This window comes from uncultured Acinetobacter sp. (assembly GCF_947624825.1).
Taxonomy (GTDB): domain Bacteria; phylum Pseudomonadota; class Gammaproteobacteria; order Pseudomonadales; family Moraxellaceae; genus Acinetobacter.
Genome location: NZ_CANQLZ010000005.1, coordinates 58,222 through 73,695, shown reverse-complemented (window position 1 = coordinate 73,695; position 15,474 = coordinate 58,222). Strand labels below are relative to the sequence as shown.

Genomic DNA, 15,474 nt, shown 5'->3' with positions numbered 1-15,474 from the left:
GACAATTTTATATACTCCATAAACCCTTTAAATTAATTAGGTGGTTTATGTCGCACTTCAAGTTTTACTCTGCCCAGATTAAAAGATATAAAAGCAAATTTTTAACAATTCTTTATACTTAATGGCTTATTTAGCGCTTAAATAAAATTAACAACCACTCTTTTTTAATTAAAGTTTGATTGTAATATGATTAGGATTATTTTCAAAAATGATATTTAACTGCCTTAATAGTTCAGGCTGTTGTTTTAAAGCATGTTGAACTCTTAAATAACTCATTAAAACATGCTCTGGATACAGACTCATTAAGTTGTCTGCCTCATGGTGACGATCAGTCAATCTATAAACATAATATTTGGCAAAGCTTAATACAGGAACACTTGCATATTGCTCTTCCCAAGCCATAATATGTTGTTCAGTATCGTTGTAATCAGGCGAAGACTGTAACATTTGCTGTTCAAACCATAAATAAAACACATCTTCATGAAATTGTTCAAGCAATAAATGTTCAGCTAAATTGGTTGCATAAGACTGCATATCCTCTAAACGTACTAATAGCTTCAGCCATAATCGTTTCACCTCAGAGGTTTTCTGCTCAATTTCAGGCAACAAGTCCATATAACGCTGTTTAAGATGGTTTAAGTCATCTGGATTAGCTTGCTCAAATTGCTGTAATAATTGTTCTAGCCAAACAATTTTACTTGGGGTGGGTAGATGTCCATATTGGGTAGCGCGTAAATACGCCCAAGGAAACTGTAAAGCAAACTTCGCCCATAAAACATTAAGACGTTTTTGATAAGCTTGTGCTACATCTTCTAACCATGGCGATAGCGCATGTTGATGTAAAAATTCTAGGTGTGTCAGTGCTTGTTGGGCATCTTTTTCGGCCAAATAGATTTCAATACGTTGTAATTCAGCCAACTCAAAGGCAATGCTATGCGTGTAATTAAGTGCCAACAAGGCTTTTTTAGGCTGACCTTGCATGTTCGCTAGACGTGCATCCATCACACCTTGTAACAAGGTAGAGTGTTGAAATACCCGCTGAATAAAGTCTTGTTGATCACGTCCTGCATCTAATAACCAAATCACAGCCAATTGTTCATAAGGATGCAGATTCTTAAAATTAAATACATTGTCACGCTGACGCTTTGCACGGCTTAAATAGCGCTTCAATATATACCAACAACTTTGTGCCACTAAACTTAACACCGCCAAAGCGATAAACAATGCCCAGACATTGGTTTGAAGTTGCCAATCACGCCAATAAATATACACATAGCCCACACCATGCCCATAACTAAGCAGCGTTAACAGCGCAAAAATGATCAAGCTCATCAAGGCATAGGCAATTAAAATGTGGCGCATAACTTATCTCAATAAGGCTCTTGTAGTCAGTGCAGGCGTGGATAAATGATGAATAGCCTTGGCTTTTTCAATATGCATCATCAGCTGCTTGGCTTTTTGATCAGGTAAACCAGTTAAAATGCTAATCACTGCGTTCATTTCTTGTTGATAAGCAAGGTACTGACCTTGTAGCAATAATTGACGTGCCAACAGTAAATGTAATTGTGCTTCTTTGAGTACAAATTGGCGTTGCATAAATACTGTTGATGGTTGTTCTACTTGTTCAAGCTTGAACCATTTTTGCCAAAATGCAGCCTCTTTTTCATGCGGCACGGCTAAATTTTGTTGACCAATCTCTGTATTGAGCATCACGTCAAGCTGCTGTAGCGCTTGATTAAACTGTTGCTGTTGTGCGTGTTTGGCGTTTACAAATTTTTGAATATCTTGACGATCTTGAATAATTGCAGCAGCCAAAGCAGCTTGTAAACTCTCAGCAAGGCTCGATTGCTTGAGATCAGCATCTAAATGACTCAGTTTTTCTAAAGCATAAGCATACTGCTGCTGTTTTAAAGCAAATTCAATTAAATCCAATTGCTGCTGTATCAACACCACAGGGTGAATATCTTGCACGTCATCATGGGGTACAGTTGCAGGTGGCTGTTGCAGATTACTGCGTTTAAGCGCCACCAAACGATCGTTCAGGTTAGCATTTTGCTGCTCAGCTTGATGGAGTTTTTGCTGTAATTGAGTTTGCGCTTGATTGAGCTGAATCAAATCATAACTGAGCTTGGCAAGCCATGCGAAAAGCAAAATCGTGGCTAAGATCAAGATTTTTTTCATGCTTTTCCTTTCTCAAGCGCAAGGTGTGCCAAAATTGCGGCGGGATGTAGAGTGTCTAACAAAGTAATTTGGAAATCAGCCTGTTGCAGTTGACGGTCTTGCTGCATAAGCTGTGCAACCCGTGTGCCAAGCACCATATAGTGCGCATTTTTTATAATTTCAGGTTGATTTTGCCACAATGCTTGCCAATTTAACCAACTTGCTTCGCTACTGATTAATACGCTATAAGGCAAATTTTCCTGTATTTTTTTGGCAAGTAAAGGGATCAACGCCTGACAAATCGGCGGACATTGGCGCCGATACAAGACAAAATTCAGAATATGCATGGCCTGCGCTTGCAATTGTTGCATCATAAATTGCCGCCCGCCCTCACCACGCCAAAAAGCAATGCAACTGCCTTGTGGCAGATTTTGCAAACATGGTAGTTGCAACATCCCTTCTGAGGTTTCAATCTCAGGAATCAACGCTTGAATTCCATATTTTGCCAAGACTTGCGCAGTCTTAAGCCCCACAGCAATCCACTGAATATGGCTCAATTGTTCAAGTTGAATGCCTGTTTGTTGCAAGTATTGCATGCCAAGCTCAACCGCAGTTGGACTGACCACCACAATCACTTGAGCACTGGGTAACTTCTGATAAAGGTCATAGAGTTCTGCACTCAACTGCATTGCCTCTAACTCAAGTAAAGGCAGCTCAAATACACTGAGCTGTTGATTAGACAATGCCGCAGTCAACGCTGCGGCACGATCTTGGGGGCGAGTATTGACAAATAACATATTATTTTTGATATAAAGCTTGGAGTAACTCACCTGCACCTTGTGCCAAAAGTTGTTTGGCAAGCTCAACACCTAAAGCTTCGGCCTGTTGTGGCAGACCTTGTACTTGGGATTTAAGTAAGGTTGCACCATCAACACTACCTACACGACCTTCAAGCTGAATTTGTCCATCTGTCAAGGTAGCATAGCCTGCAATCGGGACTTGGCAGCCACCTTCTAAATAGGCATTAAAGGCACGCTCTGCACGTACACAAACATTGGTTTCATCATGCATAAGCGGTAAAATTAAATCTAAAACAGCTTGATCATTGCTGCGGCATTCTAAACCTAAAGCACCCTGACCAACTGCCGGCAAGCTGACTTGGGCATCTAAAGTATGACGAATACGCTCAGGCATCTCTAAACGCTTTAAACCCGCGCTGGCTAAAATAATCGCATCATAAAGACCTGCATCAAGTTTAGATAAGCGCGTACCTACGTTGCCACGTAAATCTAAAATCTCTAAATCAGGACGTGCTTGTAGGATCTGACATTTACGACGCAAGCTTGAGGTACCAACTTTGGCGCCTTGCGGTAACTCGGCAAAACTTGCATAAGTATTCGACACAAAGGCATCGAGCGGATCTTCACGCTCACACATCACAGCAAGTTCTAAACCTTCAGGCAGTGCCATCGGTACATCCTTCATTGAATGTACCGCCAAGTCAGCACGACCATCTAATAAAGCTGCTTCTAACTCTTTAACAAATAAACCTTTACCACCAATTTTTGCCAATGGGGTATCTAAAATTTTGTCGCCCTGAGTGACAAAGGTCAACAACTCAACTTTTAAATCTGCATGTAAGCTTTCTAAACGTGCACGAATGTGTTCCGCCTGCCAAAGTGCAAGCGGGCTTTGTCGAGTGGCAATTTTCAGGGTTTTCATAGGCTATGACATCATCTTTGCAATATGCTTAAACTTAACCTGATCCCTTAAAAATGCAAGTGCTTTTAGAGTTTTTGAATTCGCTCACGTAAGTTTGGCAAATGCCGACGGCTCACCGCAAGACGTTCATCTAACTCACGACAGCGCACTTGATACTGCCCTGCGCCTAAGACTTCTAAGCCATCTAAATACGCCACAGCCACCAAAGCGTTGCGATGAATACGAATAAATTGCTCGGGAAATTCTTGCTCTAAATCTTTTAAAGTTTCATCAATTAAAACACTGCCATTTTTATGGCGCACCGTGACATATTTTTGATCGGCTAAAAAATAATAAATATTTTCGATGGGAATTAATTCCACACCACGATAGGTTTTCGCAGCAATCTGCTGACGCGTTACTTTGATTTCGTCCATATCTTCTTGTTGTTTTAAAGCGCTCAATTGAGCTTGGTTAATTTTAGTTAGCCGCCCTAAAACCTGTTGCAATTCCTGTTGCATAATCGGTTTTAATAAGTAGCCATCTGCCATACGAAATGCTTCAAGTGCATGTTCGTCATACGCTGTACAAAACACAATCGCGGGCATTGGGTCAAGCTGCCGCAAATGTTCTGCACAGGTTAAACCATCCATTTCAGGCATTTGAATATCAAGTAATACGACATCCGGTTGATGGAATTCAGTCAGTTCAATGGCTTGCTGACCATGACTTGCCACTGCCACCACATGGTGTCCAAGCTGCTCCACCAATCGTGACAGACGTTGGGTTGCCAAAGCTTCATCGTCACAAATTAGGATGTCCATGTGTCCTCCTTTTATCCAAAAAATCAAAGTTTTGTGTGGCTGTTGTTGTTATTTATAAAGATATTGTACCACTGTAGTAAATATTCCATCGCCTGCATAGCTTTGAAATGTTACCTTTTCCCCAAAATAGGCTTGCAAACGCTGTTTAACATTATCTAGCGCAATCCCATTACCACGTGTTGTGTTTAAATCATCAGCCAAAGAAGGATTGCTAATAATAATATTGACTTGGTTGTCTAAAATCTCAATTAAAATAGTAATTTGACTTGGTTGAATAATTTTTTCCACCCCATGTGCAATGCTATTTTCAAGCAAAGGCTGTAGGGTCAATAATGGAATTTTAGCTTCACGCGCACGTTCTAAATGTACAAATTTCCACTCTACATTTAAACGCTCCCCCAAACGTACTTTTTCAATGGCTAAATAACGTCGACACAATTCAATTTCATCATGCAAGCTCACTAATTTTAATTCTTGTAAACTGGCGCGAAACAAACGCGATAAATCTAGCAGCATTTGTTCAGCTTTGTCAGGATCAATACTAATTAAACTCAAGACATTGTTAAGACTATTAAATAAAAAATGCGGTTGAATACGTGCTTGTAAGGCCTGAATACGTGCTTTGAGTTCGCTTTGTTGCTGTCTGGACCATTGCTCACGTAAAAAAACATAACGAAAACAGAATAAACCCAACAATACTCCATAACTTAAATGCAGGCTCAACCCCTCAAACAATATGCCAATGGAAAAATATTCTAAATTCCAATAACTGCCCCAATACATTAAAAAATTAATGCTGATACTGGTGAGCACCACCAATACTTGTAATAAAAAAAAGCCTGTAATTAAGTTTTGGCTTAAAGAAAAATGCTTGAGCTTAGGCTGAAATTTTTCAAAACAAGCCACAAAGCTTAGCAGTACCCAATTGATATATAAGGCATATTCTAATAAACGCAAACCACTTAAATTGCTCCAACCACGTGCTTCGGCAAGACTTAACAGCATGGCTAAAATATTACTGGCAATAAATAATTCAATTAGATGTTGCCAACGGGTATTTTTAGTAAAAAAATAAGTAAATTGCGTTTTATCTGACGCAGACACAACAGTTTCAGCCGCTTGTGTATGAGCAAGCCTTTTTGAATTTGTTATACTCGTTGTTAAATCACTGCTTTTTTTGTTGAGCCGACATGACCACATCTTCTAATTCCTCAAATTCACAAGCCCAAACTTCAGGCATGTGGGGCGGCCGCTTCGCTGAAGCGACTGACGCATTCGTTGCAGAATTTACCGCATCTGTACAGTTTGACCAACGTTTTTATCAACAAGATATTGCCGGTTCAATCGCACATGCGACCATGCTTGCTAAAGTGGGTGTACTCACGGAACAAGAATGCCACGACATTGTAAATGGTTTAACCCAAATTAAAGCTGAAATTGAAGCGGGTCAGTTTGAATGGCGCATTGATCTTGAAGATGTGCACATGAATATTGAATCACGTTTAACCCAACGTATTGGTATTGCAGGTAAAAAATTACATACCGGTCGCAGCCGTAATGACCAAGTAGCAACTGACATTCGTTTATATGTACGTGATGAAATTGACGCGATTTTAGTTTTATTACAAAAATTACAAAAAGGCATTTTAGGCTTAGCAGCTAAAAACACGACTACCATTATGCCGGGTTTTACTCATTTACAAACCGCTCAACCAGTGACGTTTGGTCACCACCTACTTGCATGGTTTGAAATGCTGGTACGTGACTCAGAGCGTTTAATTGACTGCCGTAAACGTGTTAATCGTATGCCACTTGGTTCTGCTGCCCTTGCAGGCACCACTTACCCAATTGATCGTGCTTATACCGCTGAACTTTTAGGTTTTGAAGCAGTATGCGAAAACTCTCTTGATGCTGTGTCTGATCGTGACTTTGCTATTGAATTTAATGCCGCAGCATCGTTAATTATGATGCACTTATCACGTATGTCAGAAGAATTGATTCTTTGGACATCTGCACAATTTAAGTTTGTGAATATTCCTGACCGCTTCTGTACTGGTTCTTCAATCATGCCACAGAAGAAAAACCCAGATGTACCTGAATTAGTACGTGGTAAGACTGGTCGTGTCTATGGCGATTTAATGAGTTTATTAACACTCATGAAAGGTCAACCACTTGCTTACAACAAAGACAACCAAGAAGACAAAGAACCATTGTTTGATGCCATTGATACCGTACGCGGTTCGCTCATGGCATTTGCAGATATGATTCCTGCTCTTGTGCCAAATATTGCAGAGATGCGTGAAGCAGCACTGCGTGGTTTCTCAACTGCAACTGACCTTGCAGATTACCTAGTGAAAAATGGCGTGGCATTCCGTGATGCGCATGAAATTGTTGGTAAAGCCGTTGCACTTGGTGTTCAAGAGTCTAAAGACTTATCTGAATTAAGCCTTGAGCAATTACAACAATTCTCAGACTTAATCCAAGCAGATGTGTTTGAAAAAGCCTTAACCTTAGAAGCTTCTGTCAATGCACGTAACCATATTGGTGGTACAGCGCCTGCACAAGTAGAAGCTGCCATTGCGCGTGCGCATGAGCGTTTAGCGCAGTTATACGCTTAAAATTTTCATATTCACTGGAGCTGTACCATGTCTCGCCAAGTATTTTGCCGTAAGTACCAACAAGAAATGGAAGGCTTAGCCTTCGCCCCATTCCCAGGCCCAAAAGGTCAAGAGCTGTTTGACAGTGTATCTAAACAAGCATGGGGTGAATGGTTAAAGCATCAAACCACACTAATTAACGAAAAACGTTTAAATGTGTTTGAAGCTGATGCCAAAAAATTCCTAGAAGAACAACGTGAAAAGTTCTTTAATAATGACGAAAGTTTGGAAAAAGCTGAAGGTCTAAAGCCTGAGTAAAACGCATTAAGAGTGCGCTGCCCAAAGGCAAGGCTAAATATGCTTTAAGTGCAAACTTAAAAGCATAGTTTTAACTTTGATGTCAAACACTTGCCAAGGCTATATTTAAAAAAGAATCTCCAATTTTGGGGATTCTTTTTTATTCATGTTCAAAATTACACCCAATAAAAGCGCTTGAAAGTTTTTGTATAAAAACTGCTTAGCTACATACAAAAGCTTAAAACCACTTCACACAAATTTGCGCTAAGCTTGGCTCGTGGATGATCTATTTAATCATCACGCTTGCTCGTAAGCATATATATTTTAGACAAACTATACAGTTGATTGAATGCGGATATTTGGTCTATTCACTGCTTTTAAATTTTAAAAGACTTAAAAATATTGCTCAAGGAGCTTAGCTTGGGAGGTGATTTTCACTCAAGTGATTCAAATTTACACATGATTAAAATCACAGATATGCTGCAAAAGCTTAGATTTACAGCTTATTGCTTTAAAAAAATTAATTAATTCTTACAAAGCAGATACATATAGCGATAAAAAATAACAATCCTACACAATAAGCCACAATACAACGCTATGGCTTATCTATAGACTAAGCATCATTCAGGAAATGCTATAGATTTTCTAAACAGTTTTAAATTTATTCCCAAATCTTCCCCCAAAGATTTGGGATTTTTTTTGTTAAAAAAACAGCCCCTTTGGACTGTTTTTTTAACTTAAAACACGTTTAGTTTTTTTGAACTTTTTGTTCAATTTCTTCCAAACTGGCATGGCGCACATCTAAGCCTTTTACCATATAGATCACTTGTTCAGAAATATTGCGTGCATGATCACCAATACGCTCTAGCGAACGCAATACCCACAATACGTTAATCACACTTGAAATATGACGTGGATCTTCAATCATATACGTCATTAAAGTACGAGTTGCCGATTGATATTCACGGTCGATATCAGCATCTGCCAACAACACATGCAGCGCCTGATCAATGTCTAAACGTGCAAAAGCATCTAAAGCTTCATGAATCATGACACGTACTTGGTTACCAATATGACGCGTTTCCATATAACCGCGTGGCGAGCCACCCTCTTCACACAAGTTTTGTGCAATGCGGGCAATTTTAGCCGCTTCATCACCAATACGTTCTAAATCGGTGTTGGCTTTACTCATGGCAATCACCATGCGTAAATCACTTGCTGCAGGGTGACGACGAGCCAAAATTAAGGTCAACGCCTCATCAATTTCACTTTCTAATTTGTTTACCGCATTGTCTTTAAACTGCACTTCAAGTGCCATGTTGACATCGGTATCTAATAAAGCATGAATGGCGTTGGTCACTTGCTGTTCAACCAAACCGCCCATAGTCATAAACTTAGTGTTTACAGCCTGCAAGTCTTCATTAAATTGCGAAGAAATATGATGATTTAGGACAGGATTGGTAGGGCTCAAAGTTTTCACTCCACGGCAAGTTAAAGACAGAAGGTTAGCAGTATGTTATTAAAGCGTGCTTATGTGACCATTATATGACAAATTTATTTTTGGATAAGCCATGCATTCAGCTCAATTAAGTCTTGTTCTGTAAGTTGCCCAACGGCAGCTTTAAGATTTAACACATGCATTAAATAGTCATATTGGCTATTTACATATTCTTGTTTGGCGACAAATGCGTTGCGCTGTGCCAATAATACATCCACCATATTTTTTAAACCTTCACGATATTGTGCTTGTGATGCGACCGACACATGTTGGGCAGATTGCATGGCAGCTAAACGTGCTTTTAATTTGGCTTGGTCAGTTTCGACCTGCATATAGGCTTTACGTACCTCAGTATTGGCCTGACGGCTGGCTGCATCTACCTCTGCGATGGCTTTTTCAATGCTCAGTTGCGCTTTTTCAATGTTAATTTTAGTGCGGCCGCCATTAAATGCATTCCAATTCACCTCTACCCCAACTTGGTCAAATTGACCATCATTGGCAATAGCACTGCTTGGACGTTGTTGGTTATAGCCATAACTTGCCACTGCTTCAACTTGTGGTAGGCGTGCAGCCTGCTCAACCCGTTTAGCGTCTTGTGCATATTGTTGTTGTAAACGTGCTTGTTGCAAGGACAAATTGTGGCTTTGCGCCAAATCTTGCCATGCTTGAATATTGTTTGGATACGGTTTTTGATAGTCAAAATCAGCGCGCAGTACTGCTAAATTTTCACGATATGGACCAATCATTTGTTCAAGTTGTTCTTGTGCCAATAAGACTTGTACGTGTCCTGCAATACGATTGGCACGTGCATTTTGATATTGCGCGTCAGCCTCACTCACATCACTGCGCGCCACTAAACCTTGACGCAATTTGGCTTGCATCATATTGAGCTGTTCAAGTAAGGCTTTTTCTTCTTCTACATAGACTTGAGTTAAAGACTGTTGTCTTAATACATTAAAATAAGCTTGGGCTGTATTTAAGATCTGTTGTTGTTGCTGCAAACTTAAATTGATCTCACTCAACGAAAGTGAGGTTTTAACTTGTTTTAAACCCTGCCATGCATCCCAACGAAACAAAGGCTGTCGTGCCGTAACAGAAGCTTGGCGCTGAGTTGAGCTGCTTGGCAATAAATTGGTATTTTCTAAACCGGGAATGTTAATGGCTTGCTTACTGTTGGTGGCTTGATTTTTACGGGTGATATTGGCATTAACACTGACCGTAGGCAATAAATTACCTTGCGCCAAACCTAAATTGAGCTGATCGACTTGATATTGTAATTGATTGGCCTGCCATGTTGGATCATTCTTTTGCGCCAACTGATATGCTGTTACCAAATCTAACGCATAACTGCACGGTGCAGTAATCATTAAACCTGCCACAAATAAGAGTTGTTTTTTCATAAAATGAGCCTTAAGCACGTGCCAAAACAGCGATTTAATCTAGGATGATTGGTTAACAACTTTTGCAATTTCACTATACTTATAACGTATTTTTTACATAAATTGCCTTTAAAAAATGCATCGTTTGCTTAAACTATCTTGAGCTTGTATAGCAGAGTTTCAGCATTAACTAAACGCTATCAGAATACTACATATTGATAGCATTTCTATATGCATAAATCATGCAAAATATCCTTTCTCCCAAGATCGCAGTTGTGTTGTTATGCTTTCAACATTGTCCTTAACTGATATGAAAAAGTTATTTTTGCCAGTGTTGTGCTGTGTCTTTTTGGTTGCCTGCCAACCTTCAGAGCGCCCTATTGTTCCAGAAACCACCACCTTAAATGATCATCATAAAGTTGAAGTAGATTTAAATGCACTGTGTGAGCAATTAAGTCATGAAATGCAACAAGTAGATCAGCAGCGTACTTTATTTGTATTACAGCAAATCAATCAAAATTTAAAAGTCTGTCTGCCATTAATGAGCACAGCCGAGCAATTACAACTGTTAGATCATTCCACACAGATGTATGAAAAATTCTTATTTGTACAGCGTACCCCCACTCAACAAGCGGCTTTTGAGCAGTATGTCAACGCAGTGACTACACATCCAACTTTGCAGCAACAGCATTTTGAGCAGATGAACTTACGTGACCAGTATCTGGTTAAGCACCAAGGTCAAAGCTATGTAGAGGTTGTAACTTTAAATGATGGACGTGTGGAATATCGGCGTAGTCCACAATATTTAGCACGTATCTTTGCGCCTTATTTACCCGAAGCCGAGCGAGCTTTTATTCAAGCTTTGGCTGATCAAAACACTCAACCTTTATTTGATCATCAGATGATTAAAGTTGAACCTTTGGTACTTGCTGAACGTGCTTTATTTTGGGAGAGCTATTTAAAACACTATCCACAAAGCCGTTACAAAACTGATGCACGCTATTTATATCATAGCTATAGCCAATTACTGTTTATTGGAACCAATAGCGATAAAGTGTCACACAATTATCGTGGTACCAACAGTATTGATGCTCAACATTTAGTAGCTATTGAATATTTATCACAACAAACAAAATCTAAACTTGGGCAAAAAGCGCTACAGTTTTTAAGCTTAATTCAAAAAGATAGTGATTTATCCACAATAAGTTTAGAGCAAGAATATCAAAGCACAGTACAGTTTATTGAAGATGAATTAAATTTGGTACAGGTCAATTTTAAACATAAAGATTGCTTTGCCGATGCAATATGCAGTTAGACATTTACGCTATTAGTGTTGTTTTTTTAGTCCTGTTACACTGAAGCCCGCTTGACGGAGCGCGAGTAATTGACTCGCTGAGATTTGGTCAATGTAATTTTACATTTAATCCAAAGTACCGTTGAACCTGATCAGGTTAATACCTGCGTAGGAATCAAGCCACTAAAAACTCATGTATTTTTTATGCTTAAATTTTTTAGGCATAATTCTGCCACGTTTTTGGTCGTGCTTGATTCGTTGATATTGCAAAGGATCATGGACATGAACCCATTAACGAATCTTCAAAACGCGCTAATTGCGCAACACGAGCAAGATGCTCAAGACCTGACCCGCATTTTACCTGCCTCTAAAAAAGTCTATCTTCAAGGCTCACGCCCTGATCTTCAGGTGCCAATGCGCGAGATTAAACTTACTGCAACGCCAACCGGCTTAGGTGGCGAAGATAATCCCCCGCTTTTGGTCTATGACACTTCAGGTGTGTATACCGACCCTGATGTTGCTATTGATCTTAAACAGGGTTTACCTAAAGTACGCGATGCTTGGATTGCTGAGCGCCAAGATACTCAAGTTTTAGATGCGTTAAGTTCGCAATTTGGGCAAGCGCGTTTACGTGATATTGCCACAGCTGATATTCGTTTTGCGCATTTAGCCAAGCCACGGCGCGCCAAATCAGGAGCCAATGTCACGCAAATGTATTATGCCAAGCAAGGTATCATTACCCCTGAAATGGAATACATCGCGATTCGTGAAAATCAGCGTCAATATGCCGGTACAGATCTGCGTCAACATGCCGGACAAAACTTCGGTGCGCAAAATATTAAGGAAATTACCCCAGAATTTGTGCGCCAAGAAGTGGCCGCAGGACGTGCCATCATTCCGGCCAACATTAATCATCCTGAATGTGAACCGATGATTATTGGACGTAATTTTCTCGTTAAAATTAACGCAAATATTGGTAACTCAGCTTTAGGCTCTAGTATTGAAGAAGAAGTGGCCAAAATGACGTGGGCAACCCGTTGGGGTGCCGACACCATTATGGATTTATCTACCGGTAAACATATTCATGAAACCCGTGAATGGATTATTCGCAACTCCCCCGTTCCAATTGGCACAGTGCCTATCTACCAAGCCTTAGAAAAGGTCAATGGTGTGGCAGAAGACCTGACATGGGAAATTTTTAAAGACACCCTGATTGAACAAGCCGAGCAAGGTGTGGATTACTTTACCATTCATGCCGGTGTGTTACTGCGCTATGTGCCTTTAACAGCGCAACGTTTAACAGGCATTGTTTCGCGTGGTGGTTCAATCATGGCGCAATGGTGCTTGGCACATCATCAAGAAAACTTTTTATATACTCATTTTGATGATATCTGCGAGATTATGAAAGCCTATGATGTATCCTTTAGTTTAGGTGATGGCTTACGTCCCGGTTCTATTCAAGATGCCAATGATGCAGCACAATTTGCCGAATTACGCACTTTAGGTGAATTAACGCATCGTGCATGGCAACATGATGTGCAGGTCATGATTGAAGGTCCCGGCCATGTACCCATGCACATGATTAAAGAAAACATGGATTTACAGCTAGAGGTCTGCGGCGAAGCGCCATTTTATACACTTGGACCTTTAACCACCGACATTGCACCGGGCTATGACCATATTACCTCAGCCATTGGCGCCGCCATGATTGGTTGGTATGGCACAGCAATGCTGTGTTATGTCACCCCCAAAGAGCATCTTGGCTTACCCAATAAAAAAGACGTCAAAGATGGCATTATTACCTATAAAATCGCAGCCCATGCAGCGGATCTTGCCAAAGGTCATCCCGGTGCACAAGCCCGTGACAATGCCCTCTCTAAAGCGCGTTTTGAGTTCCGTTGGGAAGATCAATTTAATTTAAGTTTAGATCCCGACACAGCGCGAAGTATGCATGATGAAACCTTACCCAAAGAAGCGCATAAATCGGCGCATTTTTGTTCAATGTGCGGACCAAAATTTTGCTCGATGAAAATTAGCCAAAATGTGCGCGATTACGCAGAAAATCAACAAATTGCCGAAGGGTTAGAGCAGATGAAAAATAGTTTTATTGAACATGGTCAAAAAATATACCACAAACAATAAAAAGCCTTTTCTCTGCCATTTATTCTCAGTTAGGATGAAGTGAAATACTTCAGCCTAACTGTACTTATGACGATTATTAAACAGGCCACTTATCTTAAAAATGCAGTCCTTATCGAAAAACGTGAAGATGCTTTTCGTGGTTTTATTCAGGTTGAAAAAGTAAGTTTGCGACATCGTTTGTTTGGGCAACAAGGCTATACCAAAATTTTGCAGCGTGAGTTGGTGCATCGCCCTGAAGCCGCAGGGGTTCTCATCTACAATAATCAACAACAACAATTTGCCTTAATTGAACAATTTCGAGTGGGTGCACTAGATGATTGTGATTCACCTTGGCAGCTTGAAATTATTGCTGGTGTGTTAGACGGACAAGAAACTCCTGAAAGCTGTTTGTATCGCGAAGCACAAGAAGAAGCCGGTTGCAGCTTATTTGATTTACAGCCTTTATTTAGTTTTTACCCATCTGCGGGGGCGTGTTCTGAGCTGTTCCATTTGTATGTGGCACAAGCTGAACTGCCGCCAAGTGGTTCAATTTTTGGCATGCCAGATGAAGGGGAAAATATCCAATTGCATGTGTTTGATTACCAAGATCTAAATCAATTAATGACCACCGGTCGCCTAAAAAATGCACCTGTCATTATGGCATTGCAATGGTTACAACAACATATTAAAACCCTGAATGATGTCAAGTAAGGGGCACATGTGATGAAGCCTGCTTTATCCGATGATTTTGTTTTAATTCAAATTTCAGATACACATTTAATGGCTCATGCTACGAGCGAATTTGTCAATGTAAACCCTGAACACAGCTTCTTGGCCGTCCTTGATGATATTCAAGCACGTTATCCGCATGCACATGCCTTGTTGCATACTGGTGATTTGGCACAAGAAGCGCTCACATCTACTTATACCCGTTATTTAAAGCAAATCGCGCAATTGCCAATGCCGTCATTTCAAGTGCCCGGTAATCATGATGATATTGAGTTTTTTCCTTTTTACCAGCACCAAAATACTGCGCATGTGATTGACTTTGCAGCATGGAGCTTAGTATTGCTCAATAGTGCTGTACCGCAAAAAGTAGATGGTTGGGTCAATGAAGATCAGCTAGAGCAACTCGATGCCTTGTTAAGCGCACGTCCTGATCAGCATATTGTTTTGGGCTGTCATCACCATCCGTTTGCCATGCAATCGCATTGGATCGATCAACACAAACTTAAAAATAGCCGTGCCTTAACGGATGTATTGGCGCGACATAGCAATGTAAAAGTGGTTTTATTTGGTCATGTGCATCAAGAGTCATGGCATCAATGGCAAGGGATTGAGTTCTTTTCCACGCCTTCAACTTGTGTGCAATTTAAACCAAAAAGTGAGGACTTTGCCCTAGGCCATGAGGCCCCCGGTTACAGAGTCTTACACTTAAAAAATGATGGTAGCTTTAGCACCGAGGTACATCGCCTTACACATCTACAACAGAATATTAATGTTGAAATTTCAGGTTATTAACTTTCCATTTTGATTTTTTTGTTTTAAGTTATGCCTTCCCATGGACCCGTGATAATTCGAATCCAAGCATCAAAGACTATTA

14 protein-coding genes and 1 riboswitch are annotated in these 15,474 nt (G+C 40.2%); of the genes, 6 read left to right on the top strand and 8 right to left on the bottom strand.

Annotated features, from left to right (window positions below; translation table 11 throughout):
- Window positions 1-168 precede the first annotated feature (168 nt).
- The 6 genes from Q0017_RS02515 to Q0017_RS02490 form a co-directional block, all read right to left on the bottom strand.
- The gene (locus Q0017_RS02515; RefSeq protein WP_298142269.1) at window positions 169-1,362 is read right to left on the bottom strand and encodes a heme biosynthesis protein HemY; all 1,194 of its coding nucleotides are present in this window, start codon (window positions 1,360-1,362) and stop codon (window positions 169-171) included.
- Between the two features lie 3 nt (window positions 1,363-1,365).
- Window positions 1,366-2,181 (bottom strand): hypothetical protein, encoded by an 816-nt coding sequence (locus Q0017_RS02510; RefSeq protein ID WP_298142267.1) that lies wholly within the window; start codon window positions 2,179-2,181, stop codon window positions 1,366-1,368.
- On the bottom strand, window positions 2,178-2,957 hold the full coding sequence (locus tag Q0017_RS02505; protein WP_298142265.1) for a uroporphyrinogen-III synthase: 780 nt from the start codon (window positions 2,955-2,957) through the stop codon (window positions 2,178-2,180). The genes Q0017_RS02510 and Q0017_RS02505 overlap by 4 nt, the downstream gene beginning before the upstream one ends.
- Before the next feature lies 1 nt (window position 2,958).
- The gene (hemC, locus tag Q0017_RS02500) at window positions 2,959-3,882 is read right to left on the bottom strand and encodes a hydroxymethylbilane synthase (RefSeq protein WP_298142263.1); all 924 of its coding nucleotides are present in this window, start codon (window positions 3,880-3,882) and stop codon (window positions 2,959-2,961) included.
- Between the two features lie 65 nt (window positions 3,883-3,947).
- Window positions 3,948-4,685, bottom strand: a complete 738-nt coding sequence (locus Q0017_RS02495; RefSeq protein ID WP_298142261.1) for a LytTR family DNA-binding domain-containing protein — start codon at window positions 4,683-4,685, stop codon at window positions 3,948-3,950.
- Between the two features lie 48 nt (window positions 4,686-4,733).
- A complete protein-coding gene (locus tag Q0017_RS02490; RefSeq protein WP_298142259.1) occupies window positions 4,734-5,885 on the bottom strand; it encodes a sensor histidine kinase in 1,152 nt (383 codons plus the stop codon).
- Here Q0017_RS02490 and argH point away from each other — a divergent pair.
- Both argH and Q0017_RS02480 read left to right on the top strand, forming a co-directional pair.
- A complete protein-coding gene (gene argH, locus Q0017_RS02485; RefSeq protein ID WP_298142257.1) occupies window positions 5,876-7,303 on the top strand; it encodes an argininosuccinate lyase in 1,428 nt (475 codons plus the stop codon). The two genes, Q0017_RS02490 and argH, sit on opposite strands and share 10 nt — an antisense overlap.
- Before the next feature lie 27 nt (window positions 7,304-7,330).
- The gene (locus tag Q0017_RS02480; RefSeq protein ID WP_298142255.1) at window positions 7,331-7,600 is read left to right on the top strand and encodes an oxidative damage protection protein; all 270 of its coding nucleotides are present in this window, start codon (window positions 7,331-7,333) and stop codon (window positions 7,598-7,600) included.
- A gap of 727 nt (window positions 7,601-8,327) precedes the next feature.
- Here Q0017_RS02480 and phoU read toward each other — a convergent pair.
- Complete coding sequence (phoU, locus tag Q0017_RS02475) at window positions 8,328-9,050, bottom strand: phosphate signaling complex protein PhoU (protein WP_298142253.1); 723 nt, start codon at window positions 9,048-9,050, stop codon at window positions 8,328-8,330.
- Between the two features lie 83 nt (window positions 9,051-9,133).
- Complete coding sequence (locus Q0017_RS02470; RefSeq protein ID WP_298142251.1) at window positions 9,134-10,477, bottom strand: TolC family outer membrane protein; 1,344 nt, start codon at window positions 10,475-10,477, stop codon at window positions 9,134-9,136.
- Between the two features lie 289 nt (window positions 10,478-10,766).
- On the opposite strand from Q0017_RS02470, the gene Q0017_RS02465 reads away from it, so the two are divergent.
- From Q0017_RS02465 to cpdA, 4 genes are all read left to right on the top strand, one after another.
- Window positions 10,767-11,771 carry a hypothetical protein gene (locus Q0017_RS02465; protein WP_298142249.1) on the top strand — a complete coding sequence of 335 codons (1,005 nt, stop codon included), beginning with the start codon at window positions 10,767-10,769 and terminating at the stop codon, window positions 11,769-11,771.
- A gap of 45 nt (window positions 11,772-11,816) precedes the next feature.
- Window positions 11,817-11,942: riboswitch (TPP riboswitch) on the top strand.
- A 90-nt stretch (window positions 11,943-12,032) separates the two neighbouring features.
- Window positions 12,033-13,892 carry a phosphomethylpyrimidine synthase ThiC gene (gene thiC / locus Q0017_RS02460; RefSeq protein ID WP_298142247.1) on the top strand — a complete coding sequence of 620 codons (1,860 nt, stop codon included), beginning with the start codon at window positions 12,033-12,035 and terminating at the stop codon, window positions 13,890-13,892.
- Window positions 13,893-13,958: 66 nt separating this feature from the next.
- Window positions 13,959-14,582, top strand: coding sequence for an NUDIX domain-containing protein (locus Q0017_RS02455; protein ID WP_298142273.1), 624 nt, complete (start codon window positions 13,959-13,961; stop codon window positions 14,580-14,582).
- A 12-nt stretch (window positions 14,583-14,594) separates the two neighbouring features.
- Window positions 14,595-15,392 (top strand): 3',5'-cyclic-AMP phosphodiesterase, encoded by a 798-nt coding sequence (gene cpdA / locus Q0017_RS02450; protein ID WP_298142245.1) that lies wholly within the window; start codon window positions 14,595-14,597, stop codon window positions 15,390-15,392.
- Window positions 15,393-15,474: the final 82 nt, after the last annotated feature.

Excerpts from the sequence above, each read along its gene's own strand:
- Q0017_RS02515 (WP_298142269.1), bottom strand. The coding sequence starts at position 1,362 with ATGCGCCACATTTTAATTGCCTATGCCTTGATGAGCTTGATCATTTTT.
- Q0017_RS02510 (WP_298142267.1), bottom strand. The coding sequence starts at position 2,181 with ATGAAAAAAATCTTGATCTTAGCCACGATTTTGCTTTTCGCATGGCTT.
- Q0017_RS02505 (WP_298142265.1), bottom strand. The coding sequence starts at position 2,957 with ATGTTATTTGTCAATACTCGCCCCCAAGATCGTGCCGCAGCGTTGACT.
- hemC (WP_298142263.1), bottom strand. The coding sequence starts at position 3,882 with ATGAAAACCCTGAAAATTGCCACTCGACAAAGCCCGCTTGCACTTTGG.
- Q0017_RS02495 (WP_298142261.1), bottom strand. The coding sequence starts at position 4,685 with ATGGACATCCTAATTTGTGACGATGAAGCTTTGGCAACCCAACGTCTG.
- argH (WP_298142257.1), top strand. The coding sequence starts at position 5,876 with ATGACCACATCTTCTAATTCCTCAAATTCACAAGCCCAAACTTCAGGC.
- Q0017_RS02490 (WP_298142259.1), bottom strand. The coding sequence starts at position 5,885 with ATGTGGTCATGTCGGCTCAACAAAAAAAGCAGTGATTTAACAACGAGT.
- Q0017_RS02480 (WP_298142255.1), top strand. The coding sequence starts at position 7,331 with ATGTCTCGCCAAGTATTTTGCCGTAAGTACCAACAAGAAATGGAAGGC.
- Q0017_RS02470 (WP_298142251.1), bottom strand. The coding sequence starts at position 10,477 with ATGAAAAAACAACTCTTATTTGTGGCAGGTTTAATGATTACTGCACCG.
- Q0017_RS02465 (WP_298142249.1), top strand. The coding sequence starts at position 10,767 with ATGAAAAAGTTATTTTTGCCAGTGTTGTGCTGTGTCTTTTTGGTTGCC.
- thiC (WP_298142247.1), top strand. The coding sequence starts at position 12,033 with ATGAACCCATTAACGAATCTTCAAAACGCGCTAATTGCGCAACACGAG.
- Q0017_RS02455 (WP_298142273.1), top strand. The coding sequence starts at position 13,959 with ATGACGATTATTAAACAGGCCACTTATCTTAAAAATGCAGTCCTTATC.
- cpdA (WP_298142245.1), top strand. The coding sequence starts at position 14,595 with ATGAAGCCTGCTTTATCCGATGATTTTGTTTTAATTCAAATTTCAGAT.